The sequence below is a fragment of the Photobacterium sp. HL06 genome (assembly GCF_059552575.1).
In genome coordinates, this window is the sequence record NZ_CM183914.1 from 2,664,169 (window position 1) to 2,687,301 (window position 23,133).

A 23,133-nucleotide genomic window follows, 5' to 3' on the forward strand; every position below is an offset into this window, starting at 1 on the left:
TTGAGATACCCTTTCATTGCCCAGAAAGTGTGTTGAGCTTCCTCTCAACGTAAATTTCAATTTCCTCTAGAACTTCTTTGAATCTTTAAAACCTTTAACGACGTTCGGCACATTAGCCGCGTTCATATACCAGACGTCCATCAACATAAGTCCGGTAGATACTGCGGTCATCACCCAGCGTCATTAATATAAATAATTTTTCTGCTAAGTCTTTCGAGCTATCAAAGCGCAATTGCTGAAGCGGAGTGGAACACGGATCGATGATGACAAAATCGGCCTCTTTGCCCACTTCGAAGTTACCAATCAAGTGATCTAGCGACAGGGACTTCGCAGCGCCTAGCGTAGCCAGATAGAAAGCTTCAAAAGCCGATAGCCTGTGTTGCTGTAGTTGCATCACCTTGTAGGCTTCATTCAGGGTTTGCATCATATTGAACGTAGTACCCGCACCAATATCCGTCCCCATACCGACTTTCACATTGCGCTTCCAGGCTTCCTGAAGCTTGAACAGGCCACTACCGAGGTAAAGGTTCGAGGTCGGGCAGAACGCGATAGCTGAATCGGTATCCTGCAGACAATCCCACTCTTTGTCTTCTAGGTGAATACAATGGGCGAAGACACTCTTAGAGCCTGTCAGGCCATGGTGATGGTAGACGTCAAGATAACCATCCTGCTCCGGATACAGCTCTTTCACCCACTCAATCTCATTCTTGTTCTCACAGAGGTGGGTATGAACATACGTATCTGGGTACTCTTCTTTCAGCTTGCCCGCCATTGCCAATTGTTCCGGGGTTGACGTCGGTGCAAAACGCGGGGTGATCGCATACAGCAAGCGGCCGCGTTTGTGCCATTTTTCGATCAGCTCCTTGGTTTGGTTATACCCGATCTCAGGGGTATCAAGCAGGTACTCTGGCGCATTGCGATCCATCATGACCTTGCCAGCAATCATTCGCATATTAATCTTTTCGGCTTCTTCAAACAGCGCGTCCACCGATTCTGGGTGAACCGTGCCGAACACCAACGCCGTAGTCGTACCGTTGCGCAATAGTTGCTTGATGAAGAAGGTCGACATTTCCCGCGAGTAGTCTTTGTCTTTGTAACGGGCTTCTGTCGGGAAGGTGTAATTATTCAGCCACTCAAGCAGCTGCTCCCCATAGGCACCAACCATTTCTGCCTGCGGATAGTGAATATGGGTATCAATGAAACCTGGCATGATCATCTTGCCCGGGTAGCTGCGAATCCGTACCGACGACGGTATTTTATCCTTACCCTCTTCCCAAGGGCCGACCCATTCAATACGGCCATTATCAACCAGCATCAAACCATCTTCGATAAAGCGCATGTTCTTCTCGATGTCTTCTGGCTTGTCGACCACGCGGCCAATATCCAAAATCGATGCACGAATCGCCTTAATAGATTGGGTATATTCCATAATTACCTCGTTGTATGTCTTTGTACGCCAAGCTGCTTCTATTCAAAACGTCTGTAGGGTGATGTCATGAATAAGCTACGTACTGACCTTTTATAAATCTGTTGTGTGGAGTATTTGATGTTCATTTTCCACAAAGAACCTAATTAGTTCCTGAACAGGTCCCTGAACAGGCTCCTGAACAGGTCCCTAAATTAGCTCTTTGTCACTTAATTACGCTCTGGCTCTGCCTGCTGGCGTGCGAGGTTTTCTTCCTCTTCCAGTGCACGGTTACACGCTTCACACTCTTTGATTTGCTCTTCCAAGGCTTCACGTTTTTCCTGAGCACTTTCCGCCTCATCGGCGCGGTTAATACCCATTGCAATATTCAACACCAGTGCAACAAGCGAGCCTGTGGTGATCCCGGAGCCCAAAATCACCCTTACTGAATCTGGCAAATGAGTGAGGATCTCTGGGCGAACTGTCACCGCCATACCGGAAGCCACACCGACGGCAATGATCAGCATGTTACGTTTGGTAAAATTAATGCGTGAAAGAATGCCAATACCAGCTGAAATGATCATCGCGAACATCACCAAGCCTGCACCACCCAATACCGGTGAAGGGATAGTCACTACAATGCCGCCCAGTTTCGGGAACATACCGGCCAGCAGCATGATAACGCCCGTAACAGCCACCACATGACGACTGGCAACACCAGTAATGGAGACAATACCCACATTCTGGCTGAACGATGAGAATGGCGTTGCACCAAACACTGATGCCAATGCACTGCCGATCCCATCACACAGGATCCCGCGTGACAGCTTCTTGCCTGTTAGCTTGGTATGGGTGGCATCACTCAGGGCAAGGAAATCCCCGGTTGATTCCATGATGGTCACCAGATAGGCGATCGACATGCCGATAATACCGCTGACGGTAAAACTCAGGCCAAACGGTACAATTTCAGGTAAAGCAAAGAAAGCAGCATTATGAACTGGCGAAAAGTCGACAATGCCCATGAAGATGGCCACCAGGTAACCGACTGCCATACCAATGACGATAGCAGCCGCTGAGATAATACCCTTGCCAACCTGTGACAGTACGATGACCACCACCAGCACCAGTAAGCCCAGCATCAAATTGCTAACCTGGCCATAGCCTTCCTGTCCGACAAAGCCACCAGCAAACCAGTCAACAGACACCGGCAAGATAGTCAGACCAATCAGTACCACAACAGTACCAGAGACTACTGGCGGGAACAGTTTGCGGATCTGAGGCATAAAACGGCTACCGATGATCATCACCAGTGACCCTACCAGCGAGGCGCCAAAAATACCTGAGACACCTGCGTCCAGACCGATAGAAATCGATATCGCCACAAAGGTAAAACTGGTACCCATCACGACAGGGAGCCGAATCCCGACCGGACCTACCCCCTTACACTGAATGATGGTCACTACGCCCGATACCATCAGAGCCGCATTGACCAAAATCACCATCTGATCGGTAGGCAAACCAATTGCACTGCCAACCACCAATGGCACCGCAATAATTGCACCCATTGCAGCAAGCATATGCTGCAAAGCAAGCAAAATAGCGGCTCCGACAGGAGGCTTGTCTTCTACGTTATAAAAGAGTTTCATTTCAATACCATCCGTTTATTAAAATTTCCCTGGATATGCACCCTGCCTTACGGCTTCTTCTGTGCCCATTCAGCAGAGCAGCATTCCGTAGAAACATTGGACGAGTATGGAATCGATAACCTAGCCAGAAAATCCCCAAGGGTCTCTCACCTAGCTCTTAGCCAAGTGTTGCCTCACCCTATAACACCACAACTGAATACATCTTCAGTCAATACCGGCCAAGCTATGACAGCTCACTCGTAATAAATATCAATCGATATATAAAAAAAGCGGCCATTTCCCATCCCCTGAAAATTAACCGCTTTTCGTATTACTTAGAGCTTATTAAGACCTCTGAGCACCTTCTCTGGTGTGAAGTTCCATTCTCGGATCCACACCCCGCAGGCATCATGAATCGCGGTAGCAATCGCCGGTGCGGCACCATTAACGCCAATTTCGGAGATTGACTTGGCACCAAACGGGCCGACAGGATCATCACTTGGCACCAAAGCCGCACGGAAATCACGTGGAATATCGCCGATCATAGGAGCACCGTAGCTCTTCAGATCGGTGTTCAGTGGCACCCCGTTTTCGTCGTACATTAGCTCTTCACACATACTGTGGCCAATGGCGCGCATGCTGGCACCGTAAATCTGGCCCAGAGCCAAATCAGGGTTGATTGGTGTGCCACAGTCAAGCAAGGCATGGAACTTGTTGAGTTTGATCTCACCGGTACGGGTATTGACCGCTACTTCGGCGAAGTTCGCACCATAAGGGAAGGCAAAATCAGAGGTAATGAAGCTACCACTGGTCAGCAGCTGGCCCCAGCCTTTACCGCCTTCAGCCTGATGAGCGATGTCACCAAAGGTCACTTGCTTGCCGTCTTTGCCTTCAACGGTTGCAGGGAAGACCAGTTTCACGTCAGTAACCTCTGCACCCAACATCTCGGCACCGCACATCAAGATACGTTCGCGCATGGCTTCCGCCGCTTTCTTCGCAGCATTACCCGAGAAGCAAGTACCTGAAGATGCATATGCACCCTTATCAAACGGACAGTGGTCGGTATCGCCCGAGATCACCGTGATTTCTTCTAATGGCATCTTCAGCGTTTCAGCCGCAATTTTGCCCACCACAAGATCAAGGCCTGTACCGATATCGGCACCACCAGAATGAACAATCAAGGTACCGTCAGACGCCAGTTTGGCCTTACAGTTCGCCTGGTCGATATCAGGGATCCCTGATTTCTGCTGGATAATGGCAACACCACGGCCTACCGTCCAATCTGAACCTAAGTCTTCTTTTGGCGTGTCCCAACCGAACTCTTCACGTCCCTGACGTAAGACTTCGTCCAGCGCGCAAGAGAGTACGCGAGGTGGCTCAGCAGGCAGATCACCCTCGCCGACCGCACCTTTGATCTTCAGCGCATCACCTTCGTGGACACGGTTCTTCTCGATGATATCGAGCAGGTCCATATCCAGCTCTTCAGCCAATTCTGCCAGCATCATGGTTAACGCAAACACCCCTTTCGGTGCCCCGTACCCCTGGTAGGCCCCGGTTGGACAGATGTTTGAGTAATACGTCGTGACCTTAAAGCGCACGTTATCAATCGGGTAAAGCGGCAATGACAGCGCAGGGCCATTTGAAGGCACGGTTAAAGCGTGGTTACCATAAGGACCAGTATTGGCCTGGAAGTCCATGTCGATCGCCGTCAACGTACCGTCTTTTTTCATACCCACTTTCAGGTTCACTTTCGCAACGTGGCGAGTTGAACACGCAGTGAACTCTTCTTCACGGGTGTAGTGCAAATAAACCGGACGGCCAGTTGTGAAGGTAGCAAACGCGGTTAAGTCTTCGACCAATATATCCTGTTTGGAGCCAAAGCCCCCGCCAACACGTTCTTTAACGACATGCACACGGTTCTGTTTAATGTCCAAGATCTTCGCTACCTGACGGCGTACGTGGAACGGCACCTGCGTTGAAGCGTGCATAACGACGCGGTTACCATCCATATAGGCATAACAGATATGCATTTCTGTTGGTGCCTGCTGGGCTTGCTTAGACTCGTAAGTACGCTCAAAGATCACGTCTGCATCAGCAAAGCCCTGGTCGATATCACCGATCTGGCCCTGAACGGCAGCAGCAATGTTCTTGCGCGGCTCACAACCGATCGGGAAATTGACAATCAGCTTGCCTTCACGCGGATCAGCATTTTTATTCTGCTCATCTAAATCAGCAGGCGCACCCGCCAAATACTCAATCGGCTCGTTGTGAATGATCGGCGCATCGGCTGCTTGTGCCTCATCTATGCTCATCACTGGCTTAAGCACTTCGTATTCAACTTCAATCAGTTTCAACGCAGCTTCTGCAATTTCAACACTTTCCGCAACAACGGCAGCCACACGGTCACCCACATGACGCAGTTTCTGGCAGAACATACGGCGGTCAAGCGGTGACGGCTCAGGGCCAGTCTGGCCACCCGGAGTGTAAGGAATATCTGGGCAGTTTTCATGGGTGATGATATGGACAACCCCATCCAGTGCTTCAGCTTTGCTCACATCTAAACGTTTGATCCACGCATGTGGATGCGGGCTGCGCAGCACCTTAAGGACACAGGCATCCGCCGGAATACGATCTTCAACATAACAAGGCTTGGCCTGAACCATTTTCACTGAATCATCTTTCGGACTCACTTTACCGACGACGTCCAGTTCATCACAAAATTCTGGTGCAACCTCTTCGGTATGTTCAGGTGCATTCTTACGCTTCGCCGCCAACTCCACCACTTGATAGAACTGCTGATAACCGGCATCTCGACTAAATAGTCCAGAGAGCGCATCATCGATTTCCTCACGAGTCGGCGCCGCAATGCGCTCAAGCAGCTCAGTTAAGATCAAAGCAGCCGCAGGATCGTTGTAACCCGACTGGACCACACCGACATCAATCATGGCTTGCTGGACGACACCTAGCTTGTTATGCGTGCTGAGTGATTCAGCGGTTTTCACTTCCGCACCTTCCAGCTGGGCAGCTATCAGCAAAGACGCATTCACCAATTCACCATTTAGCAAAATGACGTCTGATCCGGCAAAGCCATATCCATCATCACTGTTACGCACAGAGTGAAGACCCATACCGTGCAACAACTTTTGTACGTTTTCGCCAAGCTGGCACTGAAGTTCCTGAGGGCGGCCATTTAGAGTAAATTTAATAGTCATGGTTACGCCTCCTCTGCCAAATGCTGGCACTCAGCCAGCAAATCAGTCACGACGACTCCGGCAATATAACGTTTGTATTCAACACCGCCGCGAATATCGGCAATAGGGTGTACCGCATCGGCCACCGCTTGTTCTAGTAGCTCGCCTTTCAGATCTTGGCTTTCGACATCACGCAAGCGAACCGGTCTGGCCGCTCCCTCATGAAGTGGAGAAACACCATCAAGGGCAATGATTTTGTTACCTGCCTTGTCGATAGAAACAGCAGCCGTAACTATTGCCAAACCCGCTGCAGAGCGCGCAATGTTGTAACCAATGCAGGTTAGGTTCACATCCGGAATGATGACTGTGGCGATCAGGTCGCGCTTTTCAGCGACAATGTACTCTTCAACCTCACTTTCGCGGCCATCAGCCAACACAACGCGTGCTTTGAGTGCTATCAGGCTCGGTACCAGCAGAGCCTCAGGCTGGAGTGCTGCAATCTCACCACCTAAGGTGGCCTGGTTACGCACATGACGAGAATAGATAAATGCAGCAGCCTGCTTAAGCGCAACAGGGACCAGTTCGCTGTCAATCAAACTCTGAATATGGCACATCGCACCAATATGCAGGGCGTCACCGTGTTGTTCAATTTTGTCGAAAGCCAGGTTATCAAGCGAAATTGCCACCGTTTTATCGGTTTTGCTCGGAGCAGCATTGAGTTTGGAGCCACCAGCAAACCAGGTTGCAGCGCCAGCATGCTGCTGCATTAGGTCGAGTGCTTGGGCAGTAGAGTCCGGTCTCAAGTAGTGTTCAATCATTTTTCTTACCTTTTTAGAATTCTACTTATTTTTAAATTCATGCATCTCTTTAAAAACAGAGGTAATGAAGGTCTTTTTAAATTTCTTAAGCAGTAAAAAGGCAACTATTGAGCCAAGCTTGGCAGTCACTTTGATAAGAAGTGAGTTTCGTGAGCACGGTCAGAAATCGGGGCCGAAATGGGATCTAAGTCATTGGCCATATTCTGATTCATTGGAGGGACGAACACATTTAAGCCATACCAAATAAGATTGCTTCTCAGTCCGCAGGAATTATCTATCAAAATAATATTTCCACTATCAAATTGATAACTATCAAGAGTGATAGCTGCTCTGGAGTCCGAATAATTTAATTCATAAACAGTAGCTGTGCCCTTCTTCCACAACTTTATCTCGCCAACATAAAACTTCTTTTTGATAGTCAATGATTTCCCAAACTTCATGTCGTTTTTCAATGGTCAACTTCAAATCTTCACCACGAATCGAATCATCTAAGTAGGATAGCGTTTGACAATATAAGAATCTGACCAACTTTGTGAATTTGGGAAAAGTCTCAACAGGCAGAAAACCTAATAGTAATACCAAACTGAATAATTATCTGATCCAATCAGAGCGATTTGGGGCAGATATCGAGCGGCTGGCATGCTCCCGAAGGGCAAGTTGCAAAGGCTCAGCTACTGTGTTGCTCGATTTTGGTGGATATGAATACACCTGCAATCAAGCGCCTTGTATCTGAACCTTTTCAAGCTTGCTGATAGACCAGATAATTGTTCAGCTTGGTATAATTATCAACAATAACACTGTGATTTAGGCTCACACGTCCTGTTTAGAAGCTTGTTGCCTTCAGTACTCTATTCAGGCAAAAAAAAAGGGGGCCACCGCCCCCAAACATGAAAGATAAGAAAATAAGAGGATAGTTCTAACCTACTGGACGCTAAGCTGGCTGAGCCAGCGCCTTAATAGATTGAGGGACGCTTGATGACGATATTCAGCTGTTGAACGTTGATCGTCAATTGGGCGGATAATTTCGCTGTACATGGAGACAAATTCGTCGATAAACCTTGATTTAGCTAACTTTTCGGTTGGCTGACCAATTAACAACGATTCCAGCTCACGGCTGCGGACAACCGTTGGCCCGACGGCGCCAAAGGCAACCCGCCAGTCCACCAGCTTTCCTTTGCCAGTACGGCCTTTATGCACCTTTGCCAACCCGGCGACAGACAGCTTGGTCAGCGCATTGGCCGCACGGGTGCCAACCTTGTGGTAAAAGGTGATTGGTAGTTCTGATTGCGGGATCACCACATGGGTCAGCATCTCCCCTTGTCTTAGCTGAGTAAGACCAGGCGCCAGAATGAAATCTTCCAGCGCCATTTCGCGTTGTCCCTGTAGCGACGACAACACCACACGGGCATCAAGCAGATAAAGTGCTGGCAGCGAGTCTGCAGCCGGAGAGGCATTGCAGATATTCCCGGCCATGGTGGCACGATTTCGCAGGGCTGGCGCGGCAATTTTGGCGACACTCTGACGCAATACATCTGGCACCAACGAATGCTTTTCGATGTCATTCAAGGTAACCCCGGCACCAATAAATAGTGCCGAAGCTGTATCACCTTCTACTTGCGGCTCGAGACTGGCTTGGGTGATATGCTTGAGCTCATCGATAGCATCCACAAACACTACATCTTGGGTAAAACTTGGTGTCATACCCGGCCTGACACTGTGCTGCACCATCAGGTCCGTACCGCCGGAGAACAGAGTATGGTCGCCAACCGCCAGCTTATCTAACGCTTGCTCTAAAGTGTCAGGACGATAAACCTCTACCATAACCCTTCTCCTTTTTCGGCGGCGATCCGGGCAGCATCGACAATCATGCCGTAGCCCGTGCAACGACAAAGGTTACCGGAAATAGCAGTACGAATTTCCTGCTCAGTTGGCTTGGCATTAACATCAAGCAGCGCATACAGAGCCAACACCATACCCGGCGTACAAAAGCCACACTGAACCCCTTTGGCTTCCAGCAAAGCATTGATCACACACTGGCCCTTTTCGCTCTGCCGCAACCCTTCCAGGGTCATCAGCCTTGCCCCTTCAGCCTGGGCAATGGGCATCATGCAGGCATTAACCATCTTACCATTAAACAGGATCGAACACGCCCCGCACTCTCCTTCACCACATCCTTCTTTGGTCGCCGTTTTGCTGAGATTTTCGCGCAACGTGTTCAATAGTGATTTCATTGGGTCGGCATCTACCTCGACCAGCTCATTGTTTAAATAGAACTCGATCTTCATTTCGCCTTCCCTCCATCTACTGCTTGTCCTGCCTGTTCACCCCGGTATAGGGCCTGACAGATTTTCTCCGGTGTCACGGGTATTGATGACATCGGCTTACCTATTGCTGATTCCACTGCCGCGGCAAATGCCGCCGCCCCGCCGTTGTGGGTCAGCTCTCCTCCCCCTTTGGCGCCATTCGGACCAAACGGGTATGGGTTATCAACCAAATCACTTCCAATTGACGGTACATCCAACGCCGTCGGGATCACATAGTCAGCCATGGTCTTCTGGGCAAAGACACCGTCTTTGTTCATTTCCAGTTTTTCACAGCTGCCATAGCCGAGTGCCTGAACCAAGCCGCCATCAATCTGACCCTTGAACACGGTAGGATCAATTGCCCGGCCAATGTCATACACTGCCCAGGCACCAATGATATCGGTCTCGCCGGTGGCCATATCGACCTCGACCTCAACCGCATTGACTCCATAACTGGTTGCCTGATACGCATTGCCTTGGTAGGTACTTTGATCCCAAACGTGATAGTCCGGCTTTCGATAGACCTCTTCGATTTCCTGCGGTTCGCCTTCCTGCCAGTTTAGCTGCAGTTTTTGTGCGGCTTTTTCCAGTAGATAACCGACGATCAAGATCGAACGGGAAGCCACCGTCGGGCCGGAGTCCGGAACGATGCCAGTATCAGGTACTGCCAACTGGATGGTATCCAAAGGCTTATTCAGCGTTTCAGCAACAATCTTGCGGAACGTCAGGCTCAATCCCTGGCCGATGTCGGTATTGGAAGCCAGGATTTGAACAGTGCCGTCAGCAAGCTTGATCAAGCGTATCCTTGCCCGCACTAGAGTATCTTCCAAATCGCCTGCAAAACCGCAGCCGTGCTGGAATACCGCCAAACCAATCCCTTTGCGTTTTCCGCTACCCAGGCATTGCTCATGGATCTCGGGCTGGAAAGCATAGAGCGCAGTTTTGGTGTTGTAGTCGGACAAACTCAGGATCCGTTCCATCATTTGATCCAGTACCAGATCACCAAATATCTTGGCCCCGGTCAGGGTGGTAGAATCCGATTTAAGGAAATGTCGATGCTTGAAGGCAGCAGGTTCTTCGCCAAGCTGCTTGGCGATATGGCTCATGTGGGTTTCCATACAGAAGCAATTCTGTGGCGAACCAAAACCGCGGAAAGCACCGGTCGGCACCGTATTGGTGGTCCAGGCATGCCCTTCAACCCGCACATTGGGAATATCGTAGACATTGGTGGCAGTGGTAAGAGAGCGCTGCAGAACAATGCCTGAAAGGCTGAGGTAGGCGCCGGAGTTGATATCGAACTTCAAATCCATCGCTACAATATTGCCGTCAGCATCAATCCCGGTTCTGTAATGGAATTCAACCGGGTGGCGCTTCGACGTAAACTGGATGTCTTCGCTGCGCTCCAGGACTATCCGGATCGGCTGTTGCAGCCTCTCAACCGCAACGGCTAACGGCCCGGCGAGAACATCAGGGTAATCTTCTTTGCCACCAAAGCCACCACCAGTCGGGCACTGGATAGCGCGAACCTTGTCATGGCCGAGTAGCACTGCCATACAGTGATGAACATAGAAGGGGCACTGCATCGAGCCTTCAATAACGATTTTGCCGTCTTTGGGGTAACCCACGCAGCCTTGGGTTTCGAGGTAGATATGCTCTTGATACCCCGTGCTGCACGTTTCTTCAATAATCGTCACAGCCTGGGCAAAGCCCTCGTCGATATCACCTTTAGTCAACGTATGAGTATCAAGTACATTGTTTGTTGAATGAATGGCGCCATCGATGAGTGCTTTCGATTGCTCAATCGTATACGCAGGCGTCAGCGGTGTATATTCGACCTTAATTTGTTGCAGTAATTGTTCTATTACATCGGGGTTGGGGCCAACCAACAAAAAGATAACCTGGCCGACGAAGCGCACTTCTTTGTCAGCAAAGGCTGGCCAGTCAATTTCAACAATGGGTAGTACATTTTGTCCCGGCACATCGTCGGCACCAAACAAGTGGTAACCTTCCGGCATGTCCGGGATCTTAACCGATTTTATGACGCCTCTAGGGCAAGAAGAGCGGTAAAACCGCCCTTCTAATAGTCCCTCGTAATGGCGGTCGGCAATATACTTAGCTTCACCAGTGGCTTCAGACCACTTGAATCGAGTATTAACCGTATCCATAGCGGGATCTCACATTAGTCTAATTGGTCCATGGTTTTCCAAACACGCTGGGCTACCTTGCTTGCTTCTGCATAGATAGGTGCCACATCGAATGGGAATGCACGGTCCTCATACACGAAGCGACCTTCAACAATAACGCTGTTGACGTTGCCCGCATTGATGCCAAACGCAATATGTCCCGGCACGTTATCGGCCACAAACGGCGTTGGGCTGGTGTAATCGAGGATGGTCAGATCCGCTTTGTTGCCTGCATCCAGGCGGCCGAACTTGGCACCGAAGTTACGGGCAAGGATTTCATTACCGTTCCAAAGGTTGCGCAAGAAGCTATCCGGCCATAGCGGACCACCCGCATCGCGATGCTTGAAGAAGGCAAACTTGAGCTCTTCGAACATATCAGCGCCGATTCCATCGGTACCCAGGGCCACATTCTTAAAGCGAGTTAGCTTGTTGTTGTAACCCACATTATTGTTCATGTTTGAACGGGCGTTGTGGACCAGGAAGCCATCTTTAGCATTTAAGATATCGATATCGCGATCAGACAAGAACAAGCCATGCGCCAGCAGGGTTTTCTCGTTGATCAAGCCAAAGCTATCAAGGCGCTCGACAATATCCTGGTTGTAATGATGGTGGCTATGGGTCACATCGTAGCGATCTTCCGCCACATGGATGTGTATACCACGGCCAGTTGCCTGTACAGCCTCGGCCATCATACCCAACCCTTCATCGGTCACGGTAAATGGAGCATGGGCACCGATATGCGCTTCTACCAGATAGGGTTCGACGCCTTCGGCCTTGGCACGGTCGATAAGCTGAGCAAAGGCAATGTTCTCCTCGACACCCGCCATCATTTCTTTCATGCCACCGTTGCGGTCGGTAGTTTCAAAGCAAGTCATACCGCGCAGTCCGGCTTTCATGAAGCCCTTGCGCAGGGTATTGAGCGAGCCCGCAATATAGTTAGGCGAGGCATGGTGGTCAATCACTGCCGAACAGCCGCTTTTAATCGCTTCCAGCGAGCAGATCAGGCCGCTGTAGTAAAGGGCTTCTTCGTCAAGCGCGCGGTCCATCCGCCACCACAGATTCTTCAGTATCGAGATGAAATCTGGGCTTGGCTTGATATCGGCCATGATGCCGCGAGCAAGGCCAGAGTAGAAGTGGTTATGCGAGCAGACAATGCCCGGCATGACCAATTTACCCTTCATCTCCTTGATAGTGGCATCAGGGTATTTCACCGCCAAATTTGAACCTACTTCTTTGATCACGCCGCCATCAATCACGATATCAACGCTTTCTTTGATCAGTGCAGGTTCAAACTGCACTGCCGTTGCATTTTTTAGTAATAACATTCCTGACTCCTCACCTAAACATCTACTTTGCCAAGAAGATAACTATGATGTGCATGAACATAGCTGATCATGGTTGCTTCATCAGCCATCGACTCAGGCATATCCAATTCGCTTTGTGCATTAATGCTGAAGGTATATGTTTCGCCTTGGGTGCGAACTAGCACTTCTTCGCCTTCAATATAGAAACCGGCATTGGTGCTGTTGGCGAAGTCACCCCGTAGGTTAAATACGGTGAACTTGTCTTTGTAAGGCTTGCTATCCCATGGGCAGAACTGCGCACAGTTACCACATTCGTTACAGTAAGCGTCAATATGCAATGTCTGGTACTGATCTTTGAAACCAGGAATTGGCAGAGAAATATTGGCGCGGTTCGGGCACACATCCACACACTTGCTACAGATATACGAACATTCCAAACAACGTTTTGCTTCTTGCTCGATAAAGTCTTCGCGGTCAGCTTCTTCAAGCTTGTTCGCGCTAATCATCTTGACCTGAATATCCCCTTTACGGGCATAAACAGCCTCAGCCTTCACGTCAGAGGACACATCTTGCTGCTGCTCCAACTGGGTTTCGCGGGCCAAAATTGCCGTTGCCGCTTTGCGACCACCGGAAATGGCTGAAACAATCGAAGAAGGGCCAGTTTGGGCATCACCCATCAAGAACACATTCTCAACAGCCGTTTCACAGGTTTTCGCGTCAACAGCCGGCCAGCCATCTTCACCCATTGGGACACCGATACGGGTCAGAACATCACGGTTTGACTGCTCACCGACAGCGGTGACTAGCGCATCAACCTGAAGCTCAATAGTTTTGTCGGTCGCAACAGGACGGCGACGGCCTTTCTCATCAGGCTCACCCAACTCCATCACACGGGCTGTTAGCTTGCCATCAGCATCAAACTGCTCAGGATTGGTCAGGAACATGAACTGAACGCCATCTTCAACGGCTTCTTCATACTCTTCCTTGTACGCTGGCATTTCTGCAATCGTACGACGGTATAGGATGGTCACTTTCTCTACGCCGTCCACTTTGAGGGCAGCACGAGCACTATCCATCGCGGTGTTACCGGCACCGACAACCGCTACATGTTTACCAAGCTCCAGCTTCTCGCCATCATTGAAGCTGCGGAGGAATTCCAGAGACTTGAACACATTAGTATTGTCGCCAGAGAGCGAGATTGGGTTACCCTTATCAGCACCTATGCCCAGGCAGATATACTTGAAGCCACTTGATTTCAGCGTATCTACGGTCATGTTCGGGTTGCAGCCGTATTCGATATGAACACCATGATCCTTAACGAAATCAATGTCGTGCTGAATAACTTCGGCTGGAATACGGAACTGAGGAATGATGTTTTTCACCACACCACCTGCATTGTGCTCTTTCTCGAATACAGTAACAGGGTGGCCAGCACGTGCCATAAAGTACGCTGCTGATAAGCCTGCAGGACCTGCACCTATCACAGCCACAGGCTGCTTCGACTTGGCCATGTCCGGCTCATGCCACTTGGACTTGTATTCATCCCAACCTTTCGCCAGTGCAATCTTCTTCATTTCACGAATGTTCAACGCACCTTCGTAATCACGGCGAGTACAGTTGTACTGACACTGGTGATCACAGATATGGCCAGTGATAGCAGGCAGGGCATTACGCGAGTAAATCACTTCCAGCGCTTCAGTGTACTTGTGCTCGCCCATCAGGCGAATGTACTCAGGAATATCCTGGCTGATCGGGCAGGCCGTGACACAAGGTGCAACATAACAGTCATTCAGAGGCAGTGCCTTCTTCACGCTGATCTCTTCAGGCCCACGCCACTCTTTCTGGACATAGTCAGCAACCAGAGATTTCGCCGCCAATGCTTCGAGCTTGACAAGGTCAACTTTCTGCATGCCCCACTCTTCGCTGGTTTCCAGCTCTTGGGCACAGTCGGCCAAACGCAGGTAGCCACCAGGCTTAAGCAAGTCGGTCGCCATAGTGATTGGGCGGATACCGGTTTCGAAGATTTCTTTAATGTTGAACTTGCTTGCACCACCTGAATAGGAAATCGGTAGTGTACCGTCGAACTCACGGGATAGTTCCAGCGCAACATTGATTGATAGCGGGAACAAAGCGCGGCCTGACATGTACATTTCTTTGTCTGGCAGACGACCTTTGCGGTTCAGCGTACCCAGAGTATTGGTCAGCTTAACCCCAAAACCGATGCCTTTCTCTTTGCCCAAGTCAACCAGGCGATGCAGCATAGCTTTGGCGTCATCAATTTGTAGATCATGGCTGAACGACTCTTCGCTCAAGGCAACATAGTCAAAGCCAGCATTATCAAGAATTCCGCGCACGCGCTCGAAGCCCAATAGCGTCGGGTTCAGTTTTACAAATGTATTGATACCCTTTTCTTCAATCATGTAGCGACAGATCGCTTCGATTTCATTCGGTGGGCAACCGTGCATGGTGGAAAGCGTAACACCGCGGGTTAGCTGAGCAGGAATGGTGTCTGACAGCTTGTTGAGGCGTTCGAAACGATGCTCGAAGCCAAACTCTTGTACGAACTCAGGATCAGCAATAAACGCATTTAGCTCAGCAATATAAGCATGGAAGTTTTCATGCTTGCTTGAGTCGACCATATCGTCGATGTATTTCTGCATCGGTTCGGTCTGAATACCTGCCAAGTCATAACCCACACTCATGTTGAAGATGAAGGACTTCTCTTCGCCTTCACCACGCGGAGCGAATACTTCTTCCAATAGGTGAAGGGCAATCCACGCTTTCAAGTATTCATCATAGGCTTTGATCAGGGTGAATTCCGTTGACCATTCGGTATTGAAGCATTCATCTTCGGCATCAATACATGGTTTGGCAATTTCCAGCTGATCCAATTTCTGAACTGTTTTCAGCTCCATGAAACGACCACCGGCAAGCCAGGAACAAATGATGTTCTGCGCCAACTGGGTATGCGGGCCTGCAGCCGGACCTACCGGAGTCTCGCAGTTCTCACCCCATACAGATAAGTCCTTTGCATTATCCTTACGGTAAAATTGCTTCGATGGAATCCCAAAAATTGACTGGCTCTCTTTATACTCGCTAAAAATGCGATTAAGTAGCTCGCCAAACGGAACGGGACGCATGATGTCTCCCATGATAAATCTCCTTGATGCTGTTTTTTTGTTCTATTTTCACAGCCAGCACATTTCGTCGTGCAATGCGTAGGGCTCAGAGTGATAGGCCGAATTAAATCAGCCAGCTATGGTTCCTATTGAGCAACTACTGCGCCAAACTTTAAAATCAAGATCACTAAGGTGAATTTTCATGGTTAATTTCGTGACCGATGTCGAAACTAAGGGCAATTGTGTGAACACACGCAATATAAGCATCGAGAGTAAATAATTGTAATATTATAACTGAAATGAGTATGATTCTTAATTAAAGTGAATTTTCTATCAAATTAATAAATTACTATCACTTTGATACCGATAAATATGATAGCAATACAAAATGGAAAGAAATTGAATTATGGCTCGGCATTCATTTTTTATTTTGGCAGGAGAAAAGATTTCTGACAATCACCCAATTATTATTCAGCTTGATATCAAATTGATAAAATAACGCTATCAATTCTCAATATGATAGGGTGACTGTGAGCGCAGACACAAATTACGGTAAGCCTCTGGTGTATCCACATCGAGGTGAATTTCAGGCCTGGTTAAGCCAACGTATTTAACATCATGACTGGAAATAATCCGTTTCATTTTGTTATCAATACCTGCCGCTTGTATTTTATCTATCAAAATAGAGGGTAACAAGACCGGGTGTCCCGGTTGTGCTTTTGTCCCTGGGAACACAGTATGATGGCCTCTGTGCTGCCAGACTTGCTGATATATTTCGGGAGACACACAAGGCATATCACCATGACAAATAAAGAAATGTTCAGTTTCTATCAAACCAACACCCTGCTGGATCGAACTAAACATCCCTCGCTCATAGTGAGTATTAACTATCACCTCAACACCTGATTTATTTTGATACCTTTGGAGCAGTTCATCCCCTCGATACCCCGCAACCAGTACCACCCTAGAGCAAAAGCGAAGTGCATTTTCGATACTTTCATCAAGGATCGTATGGTGTTGGTAAGGTAGCATCAACTTCCAGCGCCCCATACGAGATGACAAGCCGGCAGCAGGCATAAGACAGTCTACTTGTTTAGGACGATTCATTGTTACTTCTCACTATTTAATGCTTTCAACAACACTATAACTATTTTAGCCATGATAAAAGAGGCAACATGAAACCGGAAACGCATTATTACTCGTTACGTTCAGCCCAATTCGGGCACTTGGTAACTTCCCCTTTTGTTATTTCCCTGGTTGGTGGCGGTGGCAAAACAACGACTGCTTTTTGGCTGGCTAACCAGTTCAAAAAACAAGGGCATAATGTATTTGTCAGTACGACGACAAAGATGTTTTTACCCGAGCAAGAGCAGGCCGATAACTTTATTAATCTTGATAATTCATCTCTCTCATCATTAACACGAACAACAAATCACTCACCTGATCCCAGCATCACTTTTGGCTACAGAAACATAAAAAACGGCAACAATAAAAACACCAGAAATAAAGTGTCTGGCGTCACAAGTGAGCTCATTAACGAATTAAAAAATGACTCACCATTCACAGTTTTCATTATTGAAGCCGATGGTGCCAAATGTTTACCCATTAAAGCTCCTGACAGGCATGAGCCTTGCATTCCAATAACCTCGGATATGGTTATCGGTGTAACCGGTGCAGAAGCTATTCATACTCGGGCAACCCCCGAGAGAATTCATCGATGGAACACGTTTTCTGCCCTCACCCAATGTGCAAATGGTGACATTATAGACCACCGCGTACTGGGTAAACTGATTGAACATCAACAAGGAATGTTTAAGCACAGCCCTGAACAGGCCATCAAAGTCTGGTTAATAAATAAAATCGACCTGGCCGCTAACTACCAGCAACTGACCCAGTTAGCCCAGCAGGTGATGACTCAGACCACGCGACTTGATGCCATCTGGCTTGCTGCAATGAACAATCACACACCGATGAAAGACGTACTGACGAGGTGCTAGGCATTTCTAGCGCACCCCGTCGTGAGACATTGAGGTCATGATTGATGAACATTTTCGCAAAGGCAGCGCAACTCGAAGAACAAAACATCCCTTTTGCACTGGCAAATATTATTGAAACACGCGGCTCGGCACCACGCCACTCAGGACAAATGATCGTCAAGGCCGATGGCTCGATCATCGGAACGGTCGGCGGCGGTATGATTGAGCGCTATGTTATCGAGCAATCGCTGGAAGCCCTGCAGGAGAGAAAGGCCCGTGTCGTCAAAGGCCGTATGACACGCTCTGGCCCCGAAGCGATGGGCATGGACTGCGGCGGTGCCATGAGTGTCTTCATCGATGTTTACGGCCTACGTCCAAGCTTGGTATTGATTGGAGGCGGGCACGTCAACCGCGCTGTTGCCCATGCCGCCCATGTGCTTGGGTTTGATATTACGGTTGCCGATGCGTATGCCGACAGCCTGGCTGAGGAGTATTTTCCGGCCGGAACCAAACGCGTCCTTGGCCAGAGCATGGAAGATGCTATCGACAAGCTGGATATCAACAAAGACAGCTTTGTGGTTATCGCCACCAACCACCAAGATCAGGATGCCATCACCAAGGTCGTCGACTGCGACACCCAATACACAGGCCTGATGGCTAGCCGCCGCAAAGTGCAAACCTTGTTCAACCACCTGCGTAAATGCAATGTCAGCGAAGCGCACATCCAGGCTATCCATTCCCCTATTGGCTTCAACATCGGCGCAGAGACGCCCGATGAAATCGCCATCAGCATTATGGCTGAAATCCTAAAAGTGAAGCATCAGTCAGCTGGTGGCCTAATGAAAGATGATACGCGTTTGAAGCGCAACAAGCTGGTACTGATCCGGGGTGCGGGTGACATCGCGACTGGTGTCGCAGTCCGCTTGCACAACGCAGGCTTTAAAGTAGTCATGACCGATATTGCCCAGCCAACAGTCATTCGCTGCACCGTCTCTTTTGCCCAGTGCCTATACGGCGATCCGGCAGAAGTTGAAGGCGTTACAGCCCAGAAAGCAAAAAGCTGCGAAGAGGTATTTAAACTCCTTGATGACAAGAAAATTCCGGTGATGGTTGACGAAGATTGCTGCTCACTGGCCAACCTCAAGCCAACCTTTGTTGTCGACGCGATTTTGGCGAAGCGCAACCTGGGCACAACCCGTGACATGGCGCCAATCACCATTGCTCTCGGCCCGGGTTTTACCGCCGGAGAAGACTGTGATGCCGTTATCGAAACCAACCGGGGCCACCACCTAGGCCGTATTATCTACAATGGGGTGACACAGGCAAATACCGGGATCCCTGGCAATATAGCAGGCTACACCCACCAGCGTGTCCTGCGCGCTCCATGCGACGGGATTATGCATAACCACGTCAAACTTGGCGATATCGTCGAAGAAGGCGACGTAATCGCCCATGTTGGCGACAATCCGGTGATTGCTCCCCTCGGCGGCATGGTGCGGGGCTTGCTCAACGATGGGCTAACCGTGACAGAAGGTTTTAAAATTGGCGATATCGACCCACGGGGTATCGAGGCTGATTTCACCACGGTTTCCGACAAAGCCCGGGCAATCGGTGGCAGCGTGCTCGAAGCCATGCTTCACCTGGAGCATACCGCCTTGAATTAATCATTAACATCAGGCCATTTGGCAAACCTACTCGCCAGTGGCATTGCTACTGGCATAGCAGGGCATCGTTACCATGGCGGCAGGTCGATATATTTATCAACACGTCGCCATCAAAGGAAGTGAGTATCGCTATGAAAACACGTGGATATGTTCATCATTTCATTACTAGTTTCGTACTTATGTCGGCTGCGGCCATCGCTCTGGAAGGCTTCTTCCTGCCCGAACAGACAGCACTATTGCTGTTAGATACCGGGATGGTACCAGCTATGTATGCTGACGTACTGGCGTTTGCCCTTCCCTTTGCCCTGGCAGTGTGCGCCCTGCTGGCATTTACTGAACTGACCTCCATTGCACCGATTATTGCCTGCCTGGCCCTCTATGCCCTTCCTTCCGGTATAGCCCTGTATCAGGGGCTACACTTCGACTGCGGTTGCTATCTACCCGACTCGTTGGAATCACAAGTATATAGCGAGCTAGAGCCTCAGTTCTTGGTGCTGTTGCTCGTCACTGCCATCACTGGCGGACTGCACTATTTCAACACCCATCGTCCTGTTCGCACCAAAGCACACTTAGCCTAAGTTGTTTAATTTTCATTTCATATTCGCTGCTTTTCTGCAGCGAATAACACCTAAAAGGATCCTTTCATGCTACTCAGTAAATACCGCTTTCAACGTCCCCACCGTAGCTTCTGGCTCAATGTTTTCATTCTCGCTTCAGTCCTTCTGATCTTACCCCTGACGGCAAATGCTGGGCTGTTTGACAATAAATTTAAGACTGAAGTACAGATTGAGCAAGTCGCTATCAAACTTCATACTGACACACTAGCTGGCGGCTACCAGTTGATTGATACCCGTGGCCTGAAAACCCTGCTCGACAGCAAGAAAGAGATACTGATCGTCGATGCAATGCCATATCAAGATAGCTACAAGAAAGAACATATCCCAAGTGCACTGCAATTTGAGTTCCCAATCGCTTCAATGCCAGAATGGAACACTGCTGAAACGGATGGCAAGAACCAAGCGAGCTTTGCCAAATTGCTTGGCGCTAACAAAGACAAAACCCTGGTCTTCTACTGCGGCTTTGTAAAATGCGGTCGTAGCCACAATGCCGCGGCATGGGCCATCAAGCTAGGTTATGACAATGTCTATCGCTATCCGGGCGGTATTTATGCGTGGAAAGGCGCTGGGCTCGAAACCGAAGGCGAATAAGCTCTCAGATCTGCCCATTCGGCAATTGCTCGCCAATAGTAACCGGACAATGAAAAGGTGGGGAGGAGCTCACCTTTTCTCTTTTATACCAATGTGATTATTCTTTTCAAAGCATTACCTGGGATTATCTAAAACGTAATTTGCGAATCTAACGTCACAACGAGGTTATAGTTTTTCGTATCGATCATGCCAACGGGTGCTACCCCCAAATTAAAACTAAACCAATCTATGGGGAGTACTCTAAAATAAGGCTGGGCCAGTGGAACCACGTCCATCCCTGACTCCTCCTTGTATCCTGTCACCCCACCCAAACGAATACCCAGGCCCATGTAAGGGTTGACGCCATACTCAAAAGCCTTGTATGCCGCAACACTCTGCCGAGAATAGCTATTTTCGAAACTGATAATGCCGTAGCCAGCATACTCGACCCCTAGGCCAAGATTTGTTTCATTGAGTTCAATACACTGTTTACTTGCACAAAAGTAATGTTTGCTCGCCAGCGGTATTGTCATGCGAAACTCACTGGCACTAGTTGATAGAGCAGCAAAAGCGAAAAAAGTCGCGAATGCTATTTTCATTTTTAATCCTTGCTATGTAAAAAGGCAAATACAGCGCACCTCCACTCACTAGAGTGCTAATCCCCAGGTGCGTTAATACCGACATTTCAAAAAATTGATACTAGATAACAATTACTGAATTAGGTTATTATCTTTAGGTCATTGATATTTAACTTCTAGATCCTTTTTATTCATCCTTAGCAAATGTATATAACTTCTTTGGCTGTGTTATTTTAAATGCCATCATGCCTAACAATGCAGGCAGTACTAACCAGTACCTTTAATAGACAGTAAAAAACATACTAACAAGCGGGATACAATTTATTTCATATGGAATATTAACAAACCAAAATTTCAATAAGTTTAAAATTCATCACTCTTGAGACTCGTCTTTTTACTGAGAAAATACATAATGACGAATAATAATATTCAGTCAAATATCAATCATCACTTTTTTGCCTTTATAAGTCTTGATTATGAGAAATTTTAAACTTTTTTAAGCTAACGCTCTGAGTAAAAAACGTTTTATATGAAGAATTCATTTTGGGATATTCACCCCATTTTTGTCAATTTAATGTCAAAACAGGAGTTGATATAAAACACGTGGAGTATTGCTTTTATTTCGGTTGGAACAACTTCATCCTCTATGAATAATCGACTATACCTCCAGCGTTTTACCCACTAAAAATAGAGCTTATACTCTTATCTGGCTTAATCGCCACGAGCCTTCAACCAATACCACGGCGAGGCCCGTCGACTCAATTTTGATAATAAACCTGCTAAGCAGCTAATAACCTATTTCCAGACAGGTCCAGGCAGATGCTGACATCTTTCTATGCATGCAACAGGCTTAAGTCTTCAATCTAGCTTTATCAAAGCCTTCCTGTCGGAGTAAATCAGCCAGCGAGACAATAAGTTGCTCAATAATACGATCAACACAAGGACTCATTCGCCCTCCCAGACTTAATAGCTCACTGATATTGTCCTCAAATGCGGCAGGTAGTAATTCACATTGAGAAAGTGAATACTCCATTAGCCTTTTTTCACCGGGGTGAGGGATTTTATTCAAGGCAAATATAATATCAAAATAGCTTGCCAGAAACTCACTAATACGATGATTAACACTGATAGCATCATTGCGACTAATCGCTTTACTTATCTGCTTTCTATAAGCAGGCATGCTTTGACTTAATAATGGATAGTTTTTATCAATAATATTATTTCTTAATTTACTTGGATAACTAATTCGAAACTTATTAATCAGTTCTGCCGCTTTACCACTTCGATCAAATAGTACTTTTGAGTTTAACAAATTCGCCCAGAAGCAAGTACTGTAACCCGTACTTGCCTGACAATGAAAAAGCACACGCTCAAGCTCATTATTCAGCCAACTTAACTCTCTGTATATTAGTTCAATTTCAGTTCCATCCTTTAATATACCGTCATCTTCTGTTTCCCAAAATTGATTATTTATCTCCATGTAGGAGCAATATTTCCTCGCTATCTCTTCTCGTTTTGCTAACGGTACCTCTGCACTAACATAAACATAAACATCGTAATCAGATAAATCATCCGCGGAATCAGTTGCTCTTGAGCCTGCCAATAAAATCGCTTCAACTTCATCCAATTGAGCTAGACTATCCATCATCTGATCAAAATATGCCTTCCCCATTTTCGCAATTCCTTTTCTATATAAACCAACACAACAAGTATGAAGGGTAGCGACATCAGTATGCACAATGTGTGCGATCACTAACATTAATCGGTTAAGGGAATCCAC

The 23,133-nt window shown here is 48.1% G+C and carries 16 protein-coding genes; 4 read left to right on the forward strand and 12 right to left on the reverse strand.

What is annotated here, in order from left to right; genetic code table 11:
• Window positions 1–112: 112 nt before the first annotated feature.
• From guaD to mocA, 10 genes are all read right to left on the reverse strand, one after another.
• Window positions 113–1,429: a guanine deaminase gene (gene guaD, locus AC51G0_RS12305; protein ID WP_496298770.1), complete on the reverse strand. Its 1,317-nt coding sequence runs from the start codon at window positions 1,427–1,429 to the stop codon at window positions 113–115.
• Window positions 1,430–1,635: 206 nt separating this feature from the next.
• The gene (locus AC51G0_RS12310; protein ID WP_496298771.1) at window positions 1,636–3,051 is read right to left on the reverse strand and encodes a nucleobase:cation symporter-2 family protein; all 1,416 of its coding nucleotides are present in this window, start codon (window positions 3,049–3,051) and stop codon (window positions 1,636–1,638) included.
• A gap of 314 nt (window positions 3,052–3,365) precedes the next feature.
• On the reverse strand, window positions 3,366–6,242 hold the full coding sequence (locus AC51G0_RS12315; protein ID WP_496298772.1) for a molybdopterin-dependent oxidoreductase Mo/Fe-S-binding subunit: 2,877 nt from the start codon (window positions 6,240–6,242) through the stop codon (window positions 3,366–3,368).
• Window positions 6,243–6,244: 2 nt separating this feature from the next.
• Window positions 6,245–7,039 carry a molybdopterin-dependent oxidoreductase FAD-binding subunit gene (ygfM, locus tag AC51G0_RS12320; protein WP_496298774.1) on the reverse strand — a complete coding sequence of 265 codons (795 nt, stop codon included), beginning with the start codon at window positions 7,037–7,039 and terminating at the stop codon, window positions 6,245–6,247.
• Between the two features lie 921 nt (window positions 7,040–7,960).
• Window positions 7,961–8,860 carry an FAD binding domain-containing protein gene (locus AC51G0_RS12325; protein WP_496298776.1) on the reverse strand — a complete coding sequence of 300 codons (900 nt, stop codon included), beginning with the start codon at window positions 8,858–8,860 and terminating at the stop codon, window positions 7,961–7,963.
• Window positions 8,854–9,324 (reverse strand): (2Fe-2S)-binding protein, encoded by a 471-nt coding sequence (locus tag AC51G0_RS12330; protein ID WP_496298777.1) that lies wholly within the window; start codon window positions 9,322–9,324, stop codon window positions 8,854–8,856. Before AC51G0_RS12330 ends, AC51G0_RS12325 begins: the two co-directional genes overlap by 7 nt.
• Window positions 9,321–11,507: a xanthine dehydrogenase family protein molybdopterin-binding subunit gene (locus tag AC51G0_RS12335; protein WP_496298778.1), complete on the reverse strand. Its 2,187-nt coding sequence runs from the start codon at window positions 11,505–11,507 to the stop codon at window positions 9,321–9,323. The genes AC51G0_RS12330 and AC51G0_RS12335 overlap by 4 nt, the downstream gene beginning before the upstream one ends.
• 14 nt (window positions 11,508–11,521) lie before the next feature.
• Window positions 11,522–12,850 (reverse strand): putative aminohydrolase SsnA, encoded by a 1,329-nt coding sequence (ssnA, locus tag AC51G0_RS12340; RefSeq protein ID WP_496298780.1) that lies wholly within the window; start codon window positions 12,848–12,850, stop codon window positions 11,522–11,524.
• A 14-nt stretch (window positions 12,851–12,864) separates the two neighbouring features.
• Window positions 12,865–15,981 carry a putative selenate reductase subunit YgfK gene (ygfK, locus tag AC51G0_RS12345; protein ID WP_496298782.1) on the reverse strand — a complete coding sequence of 1,039 codons (3,117 nt, stop codon included), beginning with the start codon at window positions 15,979–15,981 and terminating at the stop codon, window positions 12,865–12,867.
• A gap of 471 nt (window positions 15,982–16,452) precedes the next feature.
• Entirely contained in the window at window positions 16,453–17,055 is a 603-nt protein-coding gene (gene mocA / locus AC51G0_RS12350; protein ID WP_496298783.1) for a molybdenum cofactor cytidylyltransferase, read from the reverse strand.
• A gap of 68 nt (window positions 17,056–17,123) precedes the next feature.
• Here mocA and yqeC point away from each other — a divergent pair, with 68 nt between their 5' ends.
• From yqeC to AC51G0_RS12370, 4 genes are all read left to right on the forward strand, one after another.
• Window positions 17,124–17,945: a selenium cofactor biosynthesis protein YqeC gene (yqeC, locus tag AC51G0_RS12355; protein ID WP_496298784.1), complete on the forward strand. Its 822-nt coding sequence runs from the start codon at window positions 17,124–17,126 to the stop codon at window positions 17,943–17,945.
• 44 nt (window positions 17,946–17,989) lie between these two features.
• On the forward strand, window positions 17,990–19,588 hold the full coding sequence (yqeB, locus tag AC51G0_RS12360) for a selenium-dependent molybdenum cofactor biosynthesis protein YqeB (protein ID WP_496298785.1): 1,599 nt from the start codon (window positions 17,990–17,992) through the stop codon (window positions 19,586–19,588).
• A 131-nt stretch (window positions 19,589–19,719) separates the two neighbouring features.
• Entirely contained in the window at window positions 19,720–20,166 is a 447-nt protein-coding gene (locus AC51G0_RS12365) for a MauE/DoxX family redox-associated membrane protein (protein ID WP_496298786.1), read from the forward strand.
• A 66-nt stretch (window positions 20,167–20,232) separates the two neighbouring features.
• Window positions 20,233–20,796, forward strand: coding sequence for a rhodanese-like domain-containing protein (locus AC51G0_RS12370; RefSeq protein WP_496298787.1), 564 nt, complete (start codon window positions 20,233–20,235; stop codon window positions 20,794–20,796).
• Window positions 20,797–20,924: 128 nt separating this feature from the next.
• On the opposite strand, the gene AC51G0_RS12375 is transcribed toward AC51G0_RS12370, so the two are convergent.
• Together AC51G0_RS12375 and AC51G0_RS12380 are read right to left on the reverse strand one after the other, a co-directional pair.
• Entirely contained in the window at window positions 20,925–21,374 is a 450-nt protein-coding gene (locus AC51G0_RS12375) for a hypothetical protein (RefSeq protein WP_496298788.1), read from the reverse strand.
• Between the two features lie 829 nt (window positions 21,375–22,203).
• Window positions 22,204–23,025, reverse strand: coding sequence for a DUF4037 domain-containing protein (locus AC51G0_RS12380; RefSeq protein WP_496298789.1), 822 nt, complete (start codon window positions 23,023–23,025; stop codon window positions 22,204–22,206).
• Between the last annotated feature and the right edge of the window lie 108 nt (window positions 23,026–23,133).

Bases quoted from the DNA above. Each gene is read 5' to 3' on its own strand.
- yqeB (WP_496298785.1), top strand. From the start codon at position 17,990: ATGAACATTTTCGCAAAGGCAGCGCAACTCGAAGAACAAAACATCCCT.
- AC51G0_RS12315 (WP_496298772.1), bottom strand. From the start codon at position 6,242: ATGACTATTAAATTTACTCTAAATGGCCGCCCTCAGGAACTTCAGTGC.
- AC51G0_RS12365 (WP_496298786.1), top strand. From the start codon at position 19,720: ATGAAAACACGTGGATATGTTCATCATTTCATTACTAGTTTCGTACTT.
- ygfM (WP_496298774.1), bottom strand. From the start codon at position 7,039: ATGATTGAACACTACTTGAGACCGGACTCTACTGCCCAAGCACTCGAC.
- AC51G0_RS12325 (WP_496298776.1), bottom strand. From the start codon at position 8,860: ATGGTAGAGGTTTATCGTCCTGACACTTTAGAGCAAGCGTTAGATAAG.
- guaD (WP_496298770.1), bottom strand. From the start codon at position 1,429: ATGGAATATACCCAATCTATTAAGGCGATTCGTGCATCGATTTTGGAT.
- ygfK (WP_496298782.1), bottom strand. From the start codon at position 15,981: ATGGGAGACATCATGCGTCCCGTTCCGTTTGGCGAGCTACTTAATCGC.
- mocA (WP_496298783.1), bottom strand. From the start codon at position 17,055: ATGAATCGTCCTAAACAAGTAGACTGTCTTATGCCTGCTGCCGGCTTG.
- AC51G0_RS12370 (WP_496298787.1), top strand. From the start codon at position 20,233: ATGCTACTCAGTAAATACCGCTTTCAACGTCCCCACCGTAGCTTCTGG.
- AC51G0_RS12375 (WP_496298788.1), bottom strand. From the start codon at position 21,374: ATGAAAATAGCATTCGCGACTTTTTTCGCTTTTGCTGCTCTATCAACT.
- ssnA (WP_496298780.1), bottom strand. From the start codon at position 12,850: ATGTTATTACTAAAAAATGCAACGGCAGTGCAGTTTGAACCTGCACTG.
- yqeC (WP_496298784.1), top strand. From the start codon at position 17,124: ATGAAACCGGAAACGCATTATTACTCGTTACGTTCAGCCCAATTCGGG.
- AC51G0_RS12310 (WP_496298771.1), bottom strand. From the start codon at position 3,051: ATGAAACTCTTTTATAACGTAGAAGACAAGCCTCCTGTCGGAGCCGCT.
- AC51G0_RS12335 (WP_496298778.1), bottom strand. From the start codon at position 11,507: ATGGATACGGTTAATACTCGATTCAAGTGGTCTGAAGCCACTGGTGAA.
- AC51G0_RS12330 (WP_496298777.1), bottom strand. From the start codon at position 9,324: ATGAAGATCGAGTTCTATTTAAACAATGAGCTGGTCGAGGTAGATGCC.
- AC51G0_RS12380 (WP_496298789.1), bottom strand. From the start codon at position 23,025: ATGGGGAAGGCATATTTTGATCAGATGATGGATAGTCTAGCTCAATTG.